Here is a 17,376-nt window from a genome sequence, read left to right on the forward strand (position 1 = left end):
CTAGGCGTGTGGTTCCGGAAAGCTTATAGCTATAAGTAGAAAAGAAAAGCCTCCTTTGCTAGAATAAATGCAGGTTTGCCGACCGCATAAACTAACAAAGGAGGAGTATCCAAAATGGATAACAGCAGTTTAGCACACACAAAATGGAAATGCAAATACCATATAGTTTTCGCACCGAAATACAGAAGACAAATCATATATGGGAAAATAAAAAGTGATATCGGAGTTATACTGAGAAAGCTATGCGAACATAAAGGTGTTGAAATTATAGAAGCAAGTGCTTGCCCGGATCACGTTCACATGTTGGTAAGCATACCGCCGAAAATAAGCGTGTCAAGTTTTGTGGGGTATCTAAAAGGAAAGAGTTCATTAATGATATTTGATAGGCATGCGAACTTGAAATATCGATATGGCAATCGACAGTTTTGGTGTAAAGGATACTATGTAGATACAGTAGGTCGAAATAAAAAAGCAATTGAAGAGTATATCAAAAATCAGTTAAAAGACGATGTGATCGCCGAGCAACTTACTTTGAAAGAGCTAGTTGACCCGTTCACGGGTGAGCCAGCAAAAAAGTCGAAATAAGACCCCTTTAGGGGTAGACTGAAAAGGCTATGCGGTTGGCGAACTATTCAGCGAGTCTTGAGACTCAGCCAGTATTATGCCCTTATAAGGCTAAAGCAAACCACCCGTTAGACGGGTGGTCCTGATTTATTGCCTTATGGCTGTCGATAAAAAAGTCGCATATCTTTCGTCTTCGCAATTTCTTTAAACATATCACGATATGACACGTGGTCAAAGTCCGAAATATTTTTCGTTCGAACGATAATGTATTGCGGTCGATCGCTTGCCAAGAATGCCGCCGCACTCTGGGTCGGCATCGTGTATTTCCCTGCCCAGATATCCCGTTCAGGATTTTTCGCTTCTGCTAGGCGGACTATTTTTTGATTGCCATAAAAAACAGCGGAGGTCGGGTAATCGCCATAGCAGGCGATTAGCGCCCGTTCTGTTTCTGCCGGGAAATATGGCGCAATGTCTTTCGCCGAACGGCTTTGAACGAGCGGCGCAATCAGGCAAAATAGCGTGACTAAGACCATTGCCGTATTCGATATAACCGCCACCGGAACGAACATCGTTCGCTTTCCTCTTGCCTGCTGCCAGACACTGAGCATCAGGCAAAGCGCGAGGACCGAATAAAGCAGCGCAGGCTGCTGCACTTCGATTCTTCCGGCCGCGACAGCAAACGTTATCGCTTGAAGCCCGAGCGGTATAGTAAGCCAAAGCCATTCGCGCCGTCCAGACCATGCCTGCGCCATCTCTTCGATGCGCTGGCCAATCAAAATCGCCGCCGGAAACAAAGCCGGGAAAGCATATGTCGCGTACTTGGTCGCCATTAACGAGTAAAAAAAGATGATTACCCCAAGCCAAAGCCAGAGAAAAAGTCCATTACTGGCCCGCGTATGACGGATTCGCATCAAGCAACGCAGAAAAATGCCGCTCCAGGGCAACAACGCAATCGGCATGAGCAGCAAATAATAGTACCAGACATTGTCCTGCGGATGTTCTGATACCGTGGCACGAACATAATTGTGCAACCCAAGAAAAGTTTGCACGAACGCGTCACCATGCAACGAATACATCGCCAAATACCAGGGCGTCACAACGAACGTGAAACAAGCGACTCCCCGCAATAACGCCCACGGCCTCAGCCAACCCCACTGCTTGCTTTGCAGTGAAAACAACAGAATGATTAAACCGGGCAGAACCAGACCGACCGGCCCTTTCGTCAGGACAGACAACCCCGATGCGACAAATGCGAGATCAAGCCAATACTGTTCTCGTTCACTCCACCATTGATAAAAGGCAGCTAACGTCAAACTGGCAAAGAGCATTAGAACCGCATCTGTTATTATGCCTCTGGCAACAATCCAAAACTGTAACGCAGTTGCCAGTACAAGCGCCGCATACAGTGCCCCTTGGCGATGCCGATACAGTTTCAAACTAAACCAATAGGCCAGCATGACCGTAGCTGCACTCGATAAGGCGGCAGGCAAACGAGCGGCAAACTCGGTAAGACCGAAAACTTTAAAGGAAGCTGCGATAAGCCAATAAATCATAATCGGCTTATCAAACCAAACCTGCCCATAAATTTGCGGCGACAGCCAATTTCCCGTCAGCAACATTTCCTTCGCCGTCAACGCATAATTTGATTCTACCGGATCCGTCACCGGCAATATATCGTTGCAGGCCATATTAAACAGCAATGTTCCCGCAAATAACAGAAACATTATCGCTCGATTCGACATAGCGCCTCCCTATTAGCGGCTTTTTTCCAATAGAATTTTGTCATCGACATCCGCTAAGACTTTGGTTTGAATACGCAAGGCATCCGGCAAATGAGAATACTCTGACTTGCGTATCAGATAGTAGGCTTTCCCCTCTTTGCCGAGCGCCTCCTGCAACTCAGACTCCGTCTTGATTTCAGAGCCATACAGACCGCTGTAAAAACTGACGCCGGGACGGAGAAATTTAATGACGTAAAGTGAACTTTTTCCATCGTATTGCCGCGTCAGTTCTGTTGCAATGTCTTTACTTGTAAACAACGGCGCAGCGATAGGGAACATCACGCCAACCAAAATGATCGCAAAAGCAGTCATCGCAGTTACTTTTACCCCAACAGCCCACGCGTAGTCCTTTCGCCAGACAAACCACCAGACTGCTGCCATCATCGCAACCAATACGCTGAGTTGCATATAAACGCCGTGTGCAAGCTGCGGCATCTCTTTTAAGCCAAAAAGCATGCCGCCCCCCAATAAAACGCTCATGACGGTCAAACCGATAGCCCAACAATAGGGGCGCGGTTTCGGATACTGTTCGCTTAACTGTGCAATATACCAGCCCACCAAAATTGCTAATGGCGGATACATCGGCAAGATATAAGAAACCAGCTTCGTCTGCGAGACGGAAAAAAACAAAAAGATAAAGCTTGCCCAGATCGTCAAGAAGAGCATCAATTGCCCTTTTTCACCCCGTGTGTCAATTGCCCGCCATAAAGCCTGCGGCAGCAATGCAATCCACGGAAAAAAACCAAGCACTAATACCGGAATATAATAATACCACAGCACCCCTTCCGGATGTTCCGGCGAAGTGAATCGCGTGACATTATGAAATCCGATAAAAGTGTCAATAAATGCATTGCCATGCATTTTATACATAAACCAATACCAGGGCAGCGCGACAATGGAATACACCAGCATGCCGCTACCCAATTTCATGCGTAAAAGCAAGCCAAATTCACGTGACAATAACAAATAACAAGCCAAAATTCCGCCTGGGAACAGCAAACCAATCGGCCCCTTCGCCAACGTCGCCAACCCAGCAAAAAAATAGGCCCAATAATAACGTTTATCCCAAAAGCAAAGCAGCGCAAACGTTAAACAGCTGACTAACGTAATATCGGTTACTGCCGCTTTGGCCAAATAGAAATATTCAATGCTGGTCGCCAATACCAATCCGGAAAAAATCGCCGCACGATCACCAAGCCAGCGCCTGGTAAAAACATAGACCGCTGCTGCAGAAACAACAGCCAACAATGCGGAAGGAAAGCGCGCCGCAAATTCGTTAACGCCAAATAATTTATACGATCCGGCTACCAACCAATAATAAAGCGGCGGCTTATCGTACCAGTATTCGCCATAGATACGAGGCGACATAAATTCATTGTATTGGAACATTTCCTTTGGCGTCTCCGCATAAACAGGTTCATCCGGATCCAACAAGGGTATTGCGCCTAAGTTGAAAAAATTGATAACCACCGACAACAAGATGACCAATAACATTCCTTTATCAAACCTGATCACGCTGTAAGCCCTCCATTATCCTTTTCCCGCCAACGCGGCATATGTTTTGGCCAGCCCTTCAGCCAATGTTGTTTTTGGTTGCCAAGACAACGCATCTTTGGCAGCCGCATGTGAAAGACAGGAACGATAAATATCTCCTTCACGAATCGCACAATATTCTCGTGTTGCTGCAACACCGGAGACGCTCTCCATTTGCGCAAGCAACTCATTCACGCTGACTTCGCTTTGTGTGCTTATATTATAGATGCCGTGTCCGACTGCAGTATTCAATCCCAGCCAGTTTGCTTCAGCAACATCGCCAACATAAATGAAATCGCGCGTTTGGCTACCGTCGCCAAATATTTTAAGCGCTTCGTTCTCGGCTAACTTACGTGAAAAGATGCTTACAACGCCGCCTTCCCCGCTGTCGCCCTGCCGTTCACCATATACATTTGCGTAACGAAAGATGATGGTCTCCATGCCATAGCATTGATGATATAACGCCAGATAGCGCTCGCCAACTAATTTGCTTAGGCCATAAAAGGAGGCGGGTTCGGTCCTGGCCGTTTCCAATACGGGCAATTCTCCGACATCGCCGTAAACGGCTGCCGTCGACGGGAAGAGAACGCGCCGGACACCGCCTAAACGGCAGGCTTCCAATACATTGACCAATCCCATAACATTGACGCTGCAATCTTCATCCGGGTACTGCAACGATAGGGGAACTTTCGTCTGTGCTGCCAGATGAATCAGCGCATCAAACTTACCGTTCGCAACCACGCCACGCAACGCCGCATCGCGGATATCCATTTCAACCAACTTCACTTCTTCCGGCAGATTATCACGCGATCCGGTACTCAAATCATCAACAACAACAATCTCACACTTTTCCCTCAACAATCGTTCTACAATATGTGAACCAATGAATCCGGCTCCGCCCGTCACTAATACCTTCACAAAACGTTCCTCCTCTTTTCCCGTTTAAAAACTCTGCAAGCAGATCTGCTCCTTCTCTATTAAAGAGCGAATATCTGAGCTACATACGGCCGCCAGCTCACTTTCCCAGCTATACGGCCAGCCAAACGCAGCTTGCAATATTTTATTGTCACAGCCAGGATGCATCATGATTTCGCTGCACCCTGACGGCAGAGCACTAATAATTCGCTGCAATGACGTTTCTGTCATGTTTCCGCCAGCCAGCATGCCAAAAAACGAATCAGTCGTCCGCAAACCGCGCTGTGTTGCCAAACGTCGAGCGCGCTCCGCCAAGAAAGTCAGCGCACAGCGCCCCCCCCAACGGCCAAGCGTATATGGGTAGCCGCCGCTAAAAAAGTAAGGTTCGGCCGGAATTCGTAGCGCCGGAATCGCATAGCGTTCGGCCAGATTCAAAACAATCTCCAAAATGCCGGGAAAAACATGCAAATGCTGATGACTATCCAAGTGCGTAATGCAAATGCCGCTTCCAGCTACCTTTTCAATTTGCGCCGCCAATTCCAGCATTATTTCAGCCCGTGAAATCCGCCCCTGCAGATATCGTTGCAAGAACTGAGGATACTGGCGGGGAAAAGAGCCGGTTTCATCCAGTAGGCTACGCACGCTTTCAGCCGCCGCTACCGGCTGTTCTCCAACTAACGTCAAATGAACGCCAACGCCAAGCTGCGGTAACTCTTTAGCCACTAGAACCGCATCATCAAAGGCGGGCGCGCCCGCCATGATTGTTGTACTGGTAATAATCCCTTTTTGATGCCCAATGCGAATCGCTTGGTTGACTTTTTCGTGCAAGCCAAAATCATCGGCATTTATAATTAATCGTCTCATTTATTTACACCTCGGATATATATGGTATCATGCCTAAAACATTCTGGCAAATGGCCCGCTTTAGAAATGACGCCAAAAAGAGCTTAGCGTCTATGGCCAAGCTCTCCGTTACCCCTCGATTACTTTTGAACCCTTTCGACATGTCTGGCATACGCGCTATGATTATGGATTGATTCATAATTCTCACACTCCACCGCAAACCACGCAATTCCAGGTTCTTGGCGCAATGCCAATACTAAATCCCGCAGAATGTCCTCAACAAATTTCGGATTTTCATACGCTTGCTCCGTAACATATTTTTCATCTTCTCTCTTCAAGAGTGGAAAAATAGGACAACTGGCTTGAGCTTCCAGAAGGGAAACCAAATCTTCCAGCCAAATAAAATGCCCTGCCTCATGCTTGACCTGTACACGCATTATCCCTCGCTGATTATGCGCTCCGTAAGCGGAAATCTCTTTACTGCACGGGCAAAGGGACGTAAACGGAACCGAAACGCCTAGCGTAAATTCGACCGCATGATCTTCTTCTAATCGAGCCGAAAAAAGACAATCTACATCCAACATGCTTTTCAATTTACTAACCGGCGCTTCTTTTTCAATAAAATATTTAAACTCGATATCAAGTTGCGCACTTGGCGCATCGAGTCGCTGTACAGTCTCTTGCAAGATGGTGGCCATTTCGCGGCTCGAAACCGGCTTTTGGCTCCATTCGCTGAGAATTTCCACAAAACGGCTCATATGCGTTCCCTTATAAGCTCCCGGCAATTCAACGGTGAGTTTTATATTGGCCAGTACGGATTGAAAAGATCGGCTCTTTGTTTTAATCAAAAACGGTAAATGAACATTGCTAATCCCAACATTTTGAATCGCAATACCCCGCTCATCCGCTATATTTTGTACATCTTTCACTACGGTTCACTCCTACTTTTCTTGGTACGGAATCGGATCTTTCATTCCCGCCTCGGTAAATCCTTTTAAACGCAATAAACAGCTATCGCAGACGCCACAAGCCACTGCACCGCCATTATAGCAACTCGTAGTAAATTGCAGCGGAGCATTCAACTTCACGCCCAGTTCCACGACGTCTTTTTTTCCTAAGTGCAACAGCGGCGTCTCCATGACGATTCGGCGCTTATCCTGCACGGCAGCCTTCGTACTATAATCCGCCAATTGCTGAAAAAGTTCAATGAATTCTGGCCGACAATCCGGATAGCCCGAATAATCCAAGGCATTGACACCAATATAGATACGATCGGCGCCAACTACCTCCGCATAACCTAACGCATAGCTAAGAAAAATAAGATTGCGAGCCGGCACATACGTCACCGGTATCTCCTGTTGCGCAATATCGCCTTCTGGAACACTGATATTCACGTCAGTCAATGCGCTGCCGCCCATATCATTTAAATTAGTCTCAATAACCAAGTGCTTTTCGACCTGATAATATTCAGCTACCTTTCGAGCACTCTCAAGCTCCCGGCAATGCCGCTGATGATAGTTAAAACTAATTGGAAACAATTCATAGCCCGCCTGCTTTGCAACTGCCATACAGACTGTTGAATCCAGACCACCTGACAATAATACTACTGCTTTCATTGTTGTTTCACGCTCCAAGTCTACTCAAGTCTGTACTAAATCCATAATACTGATATTTTTGTTTTTTTCCAAATCAACAAATTCACCATCCGCAGTTCGCACCGTAGGTCGCGAAGCCGTAATCGGGCTGATATAAACCACTTCCGCTTGACGCCCATCGCTTAATTCTACAATATTCCCGACGAAATAGTCACGTACATTATTTAAAAAAACGGTGCAAATTTCAGGATCCAGTTTGTTATACATTTCCTCCAGCATTGTTTCCACCACTTTAAAGGGACTAACCTTTGCTTTATAAACACGGTCCGACGTCATTGCATCGTAGGTGTCAGCAACCGCAATGATCTTGGCAAAGCGATGTATTCTGTCTTTCGGCAGCTGCAACGGATACCCTGTTCCATCAACCCGTTCATGATGCTGTAAGATCCCTTGCGCAATATTGGTAGAAATGCTTTTGCGATCCTTTACCATTTGATAGCCAAGCACGGTATGCGTCCGGACAACTTTCATCTCTTCTGGCGTAAGCGGACCCGGCTTATTTATGATTTTTGCATCGATCTGCGCATTGCCGATATCATGCAACAGCCCCGCCATAATCAGCTCTTGCAACTCCGCTCCTGTAATCCCAAGCCACTTACCTAGCACACCGCACATAACCGCAACATTCACCGAATGATGAAACTGATACTCATTGTCACGGTCCACCATATGCAGATAATTCACTACGCCAGTCGATTCCAAGAGAGGCTGAACGCCATCTTTCATTAATTCGTTCATCTGTACAATCGGCACTTCATTAAAGGCACGTATCGTCTCGAAGGCTTTTTTTACTTTATCCATCGTATGATGATAGGAACCAGAAAACTGCTGTTGCGCCGAACTCACCGAACGTTCGATTTTAGCAGCTGTCGGCGTCGTCTCTTTTTCAGACTCTTCAACAAGTTCTCGAATTTCCACTGTGCTTATATCCCAGAACTGCAACCCCTCGATCATCGTTTCATTCAGAATAACACCATTACTCAAGATGACCTGGCCATCTTCATTTAAAACGTCTTTGCCGATTTCCATGCCCGGAACAACATCGAAACTGCTGTACTTTTTCATTGTGTATGCAGCCATCGCTCTTTCCCCTTTTCTTTTCCGGATAGTAATACGTCCATTAGAAATTATTCACCCAAAGCGTTTTTTTTCCTGCAGTAAATCAAACTTTTCTTACCAGAATTCACTACTCATGTTCTTTAGATATGCAAAGACAGCATACGATTGTATGCTGTCCATTCTCTATGATGCCACACCAACAATGTTTAGCTTTGTCTCACGTAGTAAATTCAGCTCGCCTTGCTGCGTCTGTATCCACGGGCGTTTCAAATTGCTCGTATTTAAACGAACGACCTTGCCCCATAAACCATTGTCGAGACGTACGTTCTCGCCGATCGAATAAGGAATCGCCACTTTCTGAAAAGCCTGTAACACCTTTTCATCAAACTGAATGCCCGCTCCAGCCTGAATAATTTGAATGGCTTCTGATGAAGTCATCTTAGTTCGATACACACGATCTGTCGTTAACGCATCGTACACATCTGCAACCGCAACAATCTTCGCCAGCGGGTGTATCTGTGCCCCCAAAATTCCCCAGGGATAACCGCTACCGTTGCATCGTTCATGATGTTGCAAAGCCATCAACATGATTCGATGATCCATGCTTTCATCGGTTCGCAGCAGATTATAGCCCAATAACGCATGCTCCTTGACGGCTTTAAATTCCCTAAACGACAAGGCCGTCTCTTTATTCAAAATTTCTGCATCGATCCGTACTTTTCCCAGATCATGCAGCAAGCCGCCCATCCCCAGCAAATAAAGTTCCTGTCGACTCAAGCCCATCGCCATACCGATAGCGATAGAAAACAAACCAACATGAGCGCTATGCACAAACAAGTAATCTCCCATCCAGTCCATTTGTTCCAGATGGATCAAGACATTAGAGCGTTTACTCAGTTCTTGTATAATCTGCCAAACCTGACGTTCCAGTTGCGAAAAAACTTCAGGAAAAGCGTTGCCATCAGCAAAAGCGGCCCCCACGCATTCCAGTAGTTTGCCTCGAATCTCGGCGCCAACCAGACTCACCGGTTGGTAAATTTCATCACTCGTAATTAGCGGGACAACATTTTCTTGCACGGCTATCCTTGCTACGCTATAGCGCGGCAAGGAATTGATGATCTCACGATTCAGAGACTTTCCCGCTGCAATCAGCACTCGACCAGATTGATCAAATACATCTTGTGCAACAATCATTTCTTCGTCTAATTCAGCAATCGTTACGTACCGGATAAATCTCACCTCCGTGCGCGGACAAAATTCTACATCTTATCCATATTCTACACATACGCTGTTTTTCCTCCTCTACTTTTCCTTTTTTGAACAACTGTTCAAAAGTATTTTTTTCATCACGCATGACACAGAATAAATTATTTCGTTATAATATACATATAAAGGTCTGATGCTAAAAAGGAGGCGTTTTAGTGGAAAAATTAAAAGTTTCCGTTACGTATTCCAACGGCGAATCCATCGAGTATTTCTTAAACGCAAGCCTCGTCGTCCTTAATGACGCATTGCGCGATAACGGCATCTTGCGCGTACTTCGTATTCGCGACGGCATCACCGTGCCGACCTATGTCAATTTCTCTCACGTGTCGAGCGTCGAGTTGCTCGATTATGCCGGAAAAAACTGGGATGAGGTCAAACGAAGTCAGTAAAAGATTGAATGATTTTTAAAATCGAAAAAGGGTGGTGAAAACGTATTGCTACGTATTCACCACCCTTTTTCAGTTTTATTCTTGACCTTGTTCAAGTATTTTTTTGCTTTTTCCTCGATAGCGGCTCCGCCAATTTTGCAGATTGTCCATAAAGATATACATTTGCGGCACGACAATCAACGTCAAAATAGTAGAGGTGATCAACCCGCCGACGACGACAACCCCCATTGACGATCGCAATTCCGCTCCTGCGCCCCAGCCGAATGCAACTGGCAACATACCAAGTACCATCGCAGCGGTCGTCATCAATATTGGTCTGAGACGCACCGTTCCAGCTTCGAGCAGCGCCTCTTCTCTAGAGAGCCCATCACGTTCCCGCAGCGTATTTGCATAATCCACCAGCAATATAGCATTTTTCGCCACCAAGCCCATCAACATGATGATACCGATCAAGCTCATAATGTTAACGGTTTTGGCGCTGATCAACAAGCCTAAAATCGCCCCGATCATCGCAAACGGCAACGACAGCATAATCGTCAACGGATGAATAAAGCTTTCAAACTGCGCTGCCAGCACCATATAAATTAGGATAACCGCAATTAACAGTGCACGTCCGATTTCCTTGAAGGAGTCGTTCATGCTGCGCGTCTGCCCGACGAACTTGTAATGGTAGCCAAACGGGATATTCATCTGCGCAATTTCATTTTGCGCCGCCGTGATGATTTCGCCAGCGGAAACGCCAACATTATTGGCATATACGATAATTTCACGTTGACGATCTTCACGATCGATCTGGGTCGGTCCAGATGTGAATTTAACTTGCGCAATATCGCCTATTCGAACCTGTCCGCCAAATTTACTGGTCACGCGGATATTGGCGACATCGTCCGGTTTAGTTCGCAGCTCATCCTTGAGCCGTACCCGAATATCATAATCCTTATCACCAACCCGGTAACGGTTTCCCGTAGTGTTGCCGGCAAACGCAGTTTGCACAATCGCGCCTACGGAATCGACGTTGACTCCCGCCTGCCCTGCTTTCATCCGATCGACAACGACCTGAACCTCCGGTTGATAATCGCTGGCCGACGTATCGACGTCGGCAGAACCTGGAATCTGGCGCAAGCGTTCAGCAAGTTCTTGCGATAGTTGCTTCAATACGCTCATGTCACTGCCCTGAAAACCGACTTGAACGGCCCGGTTATCGCCGCGCCCGCCTGAAGTGGATGCCGCAACGACCGAAATTTTCATGCCGGTATAATTACGAAACTTCATTCGCAAGGCATCCATGATTTCCATCATCGTCCGGTCACGTTGATCGATGTCTTTTAGTTTTACCCCAATCATCGCCTTATTGACCGGATTGCGTGAATAGCCGATATTGAGAAAAGCCGCCCGTTTTTCCGGCAAAGCCAGTACCTCTTGCTCGACCGGTTTTGCCAACTCTTGCATTTTCTCAATGGATGTTCCCGGCGGCGCCGTCATAAAAATATTGAATTCTCCCGAATCATAGGTTGGTTGAAATTCAAAACCTAAGAGCGGAATGAAAAAGACATTCACGACAAGCGAAAGAACGGCCACGCCGACAATGAGCCACGGATGATGCAGCGCCCACTGCAAAAACTGCCGATACGCATCGCGAATAAATAAAAAGCCAGCTTCCCACTTGTCGAGCCCTCGCTCAATAAAACGATTAAATGCAGCAATTACAGTGGGCCGTTTTGGCGGCTCTTCATCGTGCGGCCTTAGCCAACGCGCCGACAACATGGGCGCGAGCGTCAACGCAACAAAAAGCGAGAAGGCCACCGCAAAGGCCACCGTCAGGCCAAACTGACGAAAAAACATGCCGATAATTTCTCCCATTGAACCAACCGGCACAAAAACGGCCAGAATCGACAATGTCGTCGCCAATACAGCCAGCGAAATTTCCACAGTGCCAGAAAACGCACCGTCCGCCGGCGAAGCGCCCTCCTCAATATGGCGATGGATATTTTCTACAACGACAATCGCATCGTCAATCAATATTCCGACCGCCAGACTTAAGCCCATCAAAGACATGTTGTTCAAGGTAAAGCCGCCGACCTTCATCAGGCTAAACGTCGCGATAACGGATGTCGGAATCGCCAACGCGCCAATTAAGGTCGCCCGTGTATCACGCAAAAACAAGAAAACAATAACAACAGCCAAGAAACCGCCAATAATCAAAGAATTGGCCACATCTTCCACATTGCTCTTGATATATAGCGAACCGTCACGAACAATCGTTACCTTGACGTCTTTGGGAAGTTCTTTTTGGATCTTGTCCATTTCGGCCTTAACGGCATCGGCAACCGCAACCGTATTCGTACCGGATTGCTTTTGTACGGATACCACGACGGAAGGAGTACCATCCGTGCGTGCGTAAGTACGTTCTTCCGAAAATGAATCTTTGACTTCCGCCACGTCCGTCAAATAAAGGACTCGATTGTTTTGATTCGCAACTGCAATCGTACCGATTTCTTCAACCGTCTTATATTGTCCCAGCGTGCGAACAATCATCTCAAACCCTTTTTCCTTAACGTAGCCGCCGGGAACATTGGCATTTGCGCTGTTAACCGCCGAAAGGATTTGATCCATCGTCAGTCCATAAGCATCCAGTTTACGCGGATCGATTCGCACCTGAATTTCACGGTCACTACCGCCGTTAATTCCGACATCGCCGACGCCATCGATTTGTTGCAACCTCTCTTTTATGACATCATTGGCCATCTTGCGGATTTCACCGCGCGGTCGCTGATCTGACGCCAAACTGAAATAAACAACGGAGGAAGCCGTAATGTCATAGCGCTGCGTCACCGGCTCATCAATCTGGTCCGGTAAAGTGCGACGTACACCGCCTACTTTTTCACGCACGTCAGCCGCCGCCATACGAGGATCGACGCCGAGTATGAATTCAATCGTAACCTGAGAAACGCCTTCCTTCGACAAGGACGTGATCGTCTTGATGCCGGCGACGGAACTCACCGCATCCTCGATCGGTTTTGTGACCAAACTTTCCATTTCTTCCGGCGAAGCGCCTTTCCAGGTCACCAGTACCGAAACAAGCGGATATTCGACATCCGGCATTAAATCGATGCCCAGTTTAGGCAATGATGACAAACCAAATACGACCAGTACAAATACCAGCATGGTCGTAAAAACCGGTCGACGAATAAAAATCCTTAGAAAATTCATAACTGACCAGCCTCCCGTGTCGCAGCCACTTTAACTCTGGCGCCGTCACGCACGGTATTCTGTCCGGCTACAACAATCAACTCGCCTGGCTTCAGGCCATCCAGTACTTCCGCATAACCGTCGCCGACATAGCCGATTTTCAGTTTACGTTGCACCACTTGGTCTTCTGACAACACAAACACTGTGCGTTGGTCTTCAAAAAGAACCAGAGCCGCTTCCGGCACAACCATCGCATCTGGATGAATTTTACCATTGACAAGCACCTTGGCTGTCAAACCGGCCAGGAGAGTATTATCAGCATTATCAATACTGACTTCGATCGTAAACGTCCGTGTCGGCACCGCCGCCGCCGGAACGATTTTTGTAATTTTACCGATAAAAGGTTGCGTTGATAGAGCTTCCACCAAAACTTGTGCCATATCGCCCAGTTTCAATTGCGTAATTTGTCCTTCTCCAACCGTCGCCTTAGCCAACATCACGCTGGTGTCCGCCACGGTCACAATAGCCGTACCTGCTTTCGCATAATCACCGGTTTGTAAATAACGGTTCAAAATCACGCCGCGATGCGGCGTAGTCACATTGGTGTTTTCCAGCCGCGCTTCCTGATATCCGACGTTGCCTCTATTCGCACGAACCAGACCTTCCAGATTGGCAACCTTAGCACCGGCAGCATCGAGTTGTTGCTGTGAAATCGCCCCCTGCGCAAATAAGCTCTGCGCTCTCGACAAATCGACACGCGCTTGCGACAGATCCGCCGCAGAAGCATATAAGGTTCCTTGCGCCTGCGAAACCTGCGCACCAAATTCGCCATTCTCCAGCGTCGCCAGGGATTGCCCCGCCGTTACCCATTGGCCTTCTTCAACAAACAGAGCGCCAATCCGTCCATCCAGTTTAGGACTGATATCTGAACGCCACACCGGATCTAATGACGCCGTAAGTGTGAAAGTTGGCGTAATACTCTTTTTGAAAACCGGCATCACTTCAACTGTCGCGATTCGACCTTTCCCCATGGCAGCCGCTTTGTCTTTAGCCGTTTGTATATTACTGTAAATTTTAAAACCGATAAGTGCTGCCATAATTATAAGTGCAATGCTGATTCCATATACTAATTTTTTCCGTTTCACTTAAGTCGCCCTTTCTCTTTTCCAATTCTCTAAAAAAGTCGAAGCTTTTACTCTTTTCGGCTGCTGAAGTGCAACAAGGTTATCTTCCTGTTTTGAGAATCGTATTGATATTGCACATCGCTGACCGTATGACTATATCTACTGTAAAAACAACTTTCTTTCGCCCTCCTTCTGCGTTATCTCGACATCTTTCACTCTTATTCTCTCTCTTTACACATTTTCCTGTCAGAAAAAAAGGTAAAGTGGCCAAAAGCCACTTTAAATTTAAGTAAATTGTAATTATTTTATAATTTCAGCCAACGTCTTTTCCACCAAACCTAACGCAACGTCATCTCTAATCTTTATACATCCCGGTTTTTCTAGAAGAATCCAACGCACTGCGCCATCGAGTACTTTTTTATCATGCGCAATAAAGCCAAGTAATTCTTTACTTTGACAACCTTCTACTTGCGTCGGCAATCCAAAAGAAGAAAGCAGCTTTTCTGTTCGCTGATAGAGCTCACGCTTCGCCAGCCCGAGACGACAGCTCAAAATTAATGCGCCACAAAGGCCGATTGCCACCGCCTCGCCATGATTGTATCGCTTGAATCCGCCCCAGGCTTCGACACTGTGACCGATCGTGTGCCCCAGATTCAAAACCATGCGCAAATCATTTTCCGTCTCGTCAGCTTCTACCACCTTAGCCTTGGCAGCGCAAGAACGTCCGATTAATTCCGCCAGGATGTCGGGTTGCCGTTTCTTTATTTCATCTTGGTTCTTTTCAAGCCATAACATAAAATCATCTTCGGCCAGCAAACCATATTTGACAACCTCCGCCAAACCAGCTGAAAATTCACGTTCCGACAACGTCTGCAGCACTTGACTGTCAATGAACACCGCTCGCGGTTGATGAAACGCGCCAATCAAATTCTTGCCTTCCGGGTGATTCACTGCCACTTTCCCGCCAACACTCGAATCCACCTGGGCCAACAACGAAGTCGGGATTTGAATGAAAGGAACGCCGCGCAAATAGGTCGCTGCAACAAACCCGGTAAGATCACCGACAACACCGCCGCCAAGCGCAACAAAAGCCGACTTTCTATCGAGCCCAAAACGAATTGCCGCCGAATAAATTTCCATCGCAGTCGCCAATGATTTTGCGCCTTCCCCGGCAGTTACGACATAAAGTTCCACTATAAAATCGGCAGCAGTCAACGCGTCTAGAACCGTCTTTGCATAAAGTGGTGCGACATGTTCATCGGATACGACAATAACCTTTCTGCCGATTTTCATTTTTCTCATTTCCTGGTCTAGCGTTGCCAGAAGTCCCGGCAAAATCCGAATCGTATAACTACGGTCGCCTAGGTGCACTGTTATATCGGCCACGAAGATATCCCCCTTGCTGCAAAAAATCCATAATTTTTTCAACGACTTGCGGCGGCGACAGTTTCGTCGTATCCACTACGCAATCCGCCTGTTGGTAGCGTTCGATGCGGCCATTCAGTAACTCTCGCACCGTCTTTTCCCGCTCCCCCTTGTTCAAGAGCGGTCTAACATCCTTGCGTGACGTACGAGCCAAAATCATATCGAGTTCTGCCGTCAAAGCAATGATCACGCCATGTTGGCGTAAGCGAAACATATTTTCCTCCAGCAAAACGACACCGCCGCCCGTGGCAATCACCGCGTGCCGGTAACGGGCTAAGCGTGCAATTGCCTCCTGTTCGCACTGACGAAAATAAGCTTCTCCGTGTTGAGCAAACATTTCTTTAATCGTCATGCCATGCCACATTTCAATTTTTTTATCGCTATCAACAAACGGACGCCCCAGTCGTCTCGCCAAAAGCCGGCCAACGGTGCTCTTACCAGTCCCCATAAAACCGATGAGTACTATATTTTTCATCCCCGCGCCACCCGCGCGCGGTACTGTTCCATATTTGCCAATAGATCAGCTAAGCAGGCACCGCCAAACATCTCAAGCACCGCCTCTGCCAGTACACTGGCGACCATAGCTTCACCAACAACTGCCGCCGCAGTAACCGCGCAAACGTCACTACGTTCCGTACTTGCTTCCACCGGCTGGTGCGTCCGGATATCGACCGTACGCAGCGGGGACATCAGCGTCGGTATCGGCTTCATGACTGCACGTGCAATTAAGGCTTCTCCATTACTCATGCCGCCCTCTACGCCGCCTGCACGATTAGTTTCCCGATAATAACCACGCTCTGGTTGATAAAAAATCTCATCATGCGCTTGCCGACCTGATAATGAACCATAAGCAAAGCCCGCTCCAAGCTCCACACCTTTAATTGCGGGAATTGACATCAACGCCGCTGCCAAGCGGCCATCCAGTCGTCGATCCCATTGAACATGACTGCCTAATCCTGGCGGCAACCCTTGCGCTAAGACTTCAAAGCAACCGCCGAGCGTATCTCCCGCTATTCCCGCTTGGCGAATCGCCTCCTTCATTGCCGTCTCTGCTTCGGGATCCATGCAGGCCAGTTCCGAACGTTGAAATAATCCCTCTAATTCTGTTGCCGACTTCACTTCTACCGTACTTTTCACGCCGCCAATTTCTATCACATGTGATGCCAGAGTGATGCCGCAAACCGCCAACAACTGCCTTGCCACCGCTCCTACCGCAACGCGGGCGGCTGTTTCCCTTGCACTGGCCCGTTCCAAAATGTCTCTAACATCTTCACGCTCATACTTCAATATCCCCGTCAAATCGGCATGGCCTGGACGGGCTGCCGTCACTGCTTCGCCGCTTTGCGGCCCATACGCCGACATCCGTTCCTCCCAGTTGACCCAATCTTTGTTGCGGATCAGCAGCGTCAACGGACTGCCCAGCGTTTCGCCAAAACGCATCCCCGATAAAACTTCTGCGCGATCTTTTTCAATCTTCATTCGCCCGCCGCGTCCATACCCTTGCTGACGACGCGCCAAGTCCTCCTGGATTGCGTCCAACGAAAGAGGTATCCCTGCCGGCATACCGTCAATAATGGCAATCAAACCCTGACCATGTGATTCTCCTGCTGTCATGAATCGGAACATGTATATC

General features: G+C 47.6%; 15 protein-coding genes. 2 read left to right on the plus strand and 13 right to left on the minus strand.

Annotated elements, in window-relative coordinates:
- Positions 1–114: 114 nt before the first annotated feature.
- Entirely contained in the window at positions 115–585 is a 471-nt protein-coding gene (gene tnpA / locus QTL79_RS08110) for an IS200/IS605 family transposase (protein WP_346353254.1), read from the plus strand.
- A 134-nt stretch (positions 586–719) separates the two neighbouring features.
- Here tnpA and QTL79_RS08115 read toward each other — a convergent pair whose 3' ends face one another.
- From QTL79_RS08115 to QTL79_RS08150, 8 genes are all read right to left on the minus strand, one after another.
- Positions 720–2,306, minus strand: a complete 1,587-nt coding sequence (locus tag QTL79_RS08115; RefSeq protein WP_346354465.1) for an ArnT family glycosyltransferase — start codon at positions 2,304–2,306, stop codon at positions 720–722.
- Between the two features lie 12 nt (positions 2,307–2,318).
- Positions 2,319–3,860: an ArnT family glycosyltransferase gene (locus QTL79_RS08120; RefSeq protein ID WP_346354466.1), complete on the minus strand. Its 1,542-nt coding sequence runs from the start codon at positions 3,858–3,860 to the stop codon at positions 2,319–2,321.
- A gap of 15 nt (positions 3,861–3,875) precedes the next feature.
- Complete coding sequence (locus QTL79_RS08125; protein WP_346354467.1) at positions 3,876–4,796, minus strand: NAD-dependent epimerase/dehydratase family protein; 921 nt, start codon at positions 4,794–4,796, stop codon at positions 3,876–3,878.
- A 24-nt stretch (positions 4,797–4,820) separates the two neighbouring features.
- Positions 4,821–5,657, minus strand: coding sequence for a ChbG/HpnK family deacetylase (locus tag QTL79_RS08130; protein ID WP_346354468.1), 837 nt, complete (start codon positions 5,655–5,657; stop codon positions 4,821–4,823).
- Between the two features lie 119 nt (positions 5,658–5,776).
- Positions 5,777–6,565, minus strand: coding sequence for a GTP cyclohydrolase FolE2 (gene folE2 / locus QTL79_RS08135; protein WP_346354469.1), 789 nt, complete (start codon positions 6,563–6,565; stop codon positions 5,777–5,779).
- 12 nt (positions 6,566–6,577) lie between these two features.
- Complete coding sequence (gene queC, locus QTL79_RS08140; RefSeq protein WP_346354470.1) at positions 6,578–7,252, minus strand: 7-cyano-7-deazaguanine synthase QueC; 675 nt, start codon at positions 7,250–7,252, stop codon at positions 6,578–6,580.
- Positions 7,253–7,276: 24 nt separating this feature from the next.
- Positions 7,277–8,371, minus strand: a complete 1,095-nt coding sequence (locus tag QTL79_RS08145) for an HD-GYP domain-containing protein (RefSeq protein ID WP_346354471.1) — start codon at positions 8,369–8,371, stop codon at positions 7,277–7,279.
- Positions 8,372–8,533: 162 nt separating this feature from the next.
- Positions 8,534–9,589 carry an HD-GYP domain-containing protein gene (locus QTL79_RS08150; RefSeq protein WP_346354472.1) on the minus strand — a complete coding sequence of 352 codons (1,056 nt, stop codon included), beginning with the start codon at positions 9,587–9,589 and terminating at the stop codon, positions 8,534–8,536.
- Between the two features lie 182 nt (positions 9,590–9,771).
- Here QTL79_RS08150 and QTL79_RS08155 point away from each other — a divergent pair, with 182 nt between their 5' ends.
- Complete coding sequence (locus QTL79_RS08155) at positions 9,772–10,005, plus strand: hypothetical protein (protein ID WP_346354473.1); 234 nt, start codon at positions 9,772–9,774, stop codon at positions 10,003–10,005.
- Positions 10,006–10,080: 75 nt separating this feature from the next.
- On the opposite strand, the gene QTL79_RS08160 is transcribed toward QTL79_RS08155, so the two are convergent.
- The 5 genes from QTL79_RS08160 to aroC all read right to left on the minus strand — a co-directional run bounded on the left by QTL79_RS08160 (position 10,081) and on the right by aroC (position 17,375).
- Positions 10,081–13,215: an efflux RND transporter permease subunit gene (locus QTL79_RS08160; protein ID WP_346354474.1), complete on the minus strand. Its 3,135-nt coding sequence runs from the start codon at positions 13,213–13,215 to the stop codon at positions 10,081–10,083.
- Positions 13,212–14,339, minus strand: a complete 1,128-nt coding sequence (locus QTL79_RS08165; protein WP_346354475.1) for an efflux RND transporter periplasmic adaptor subunit — start codon at positions 14,337–14,339, stop codon at positions 13,212–13,214. Before QTL79_RS08165 ends, QTL79_RS08160 begins: the two co-directional genes overlap by 4 nt.
- 279 nt (positions 14,340–14,618) lie before the next feature.
- Positions 14,619–15,704 (minus strand): 3-dehydroquinate synthase, encoded by a 1,086-nt coding sequence (aroB, locus tag QTL79_RS08170; protein ID WP_346354476.1) that lies wholly within the window; start codon positions 15,702–15,704, stop codon positions 14,619–14,621.
- Positions 15,670–16,218: a shikimate kinase gene (locus QTL79_RS08175; RefSeq protein WP_346354477.1), complete on the minus strand. Its 549-nt coding sequence runs from the start codon at positions 16,216–16,218 to the stop codon at positions 15,670–15,672. Before QTL79_RS08175 ends, aroB begins: the two co-directional genes overlap by 35 nt.
- Entirely contained in the window at positions 16,215–17,375 is a 1,161-nt protein-coding gene (gene aroC / locus QTL79_RS08180; RefSeq protein ID WP_346354644.1) for a chorismate synthase, read from the minus strand. The genes QTL79_RS08175 and aroC overlap by 4 nt, the downstream gene beginning before the upstream one ends.
- Position 17,376: the final 1 nt, after the last annotated feature.

It is taken from the genome of Azotosporobacter soli, assembly GCF_030542965.1.
GTDB classification, from domain to species: domain Bacteria; phylum Bacillota; class Negativicutes; order SG130; family SG130; genus Azotosporobacter; species Azotosporobacter soli.

Excerpts from the sequence above, each read along its gene's own strand:
- QTL79_RS08160 (WP_346354474.1), bottom strand. The coding sequence starts at position 13,215 with ATGAATTTTCTAAGGATTTTTATTCGTCGACCGGTTTTTACGACCATG.
- QTL79_RS08145 (WP_346354471.1), bottom strand. The coding sequence starts at position 8,371 with ATGGCTGCATACACAATGAAAAAGTACAGCAGTTTCGATGTTGTTCCG.
- queC (WP_346354470.1), bottom strand. The coding sequence starts at position 7,252 with ATGAAAGCAGTAGTATTATTGTCAGGTGGTCTGGATTCAACAGTCTGT.
- tnpA (WP_346353254.1), top strand. The coding sequence starts at position 115 with ATGGATAACAGCAGTTTAGCACACACAAAATGGAAATGCAAATACCAT.
- QTL79_RS08115 (WP_346354465.1), bottom strand. The coding sequence starts at position 2,306 with ATGTCGAATCGAGCGATAATGTTTCTGTTATTTGCGGGAACATTGCTG.
- QTL79_RS08130 (WP_346354468.1), bottom strand. The coding sequence starts at position 5,657 with ATGAGACGATTAATTATAAATGCCGATGATTTTGGCTTGCACGAAAAA.
- QTL79_RS08175 (WP_346354477.1), bottom strand. The coding sequence starts at position 16,218 with ATGAAAAATATAGTACTCATCGGTTTTATGGGGACTGGTAAGAGCACC.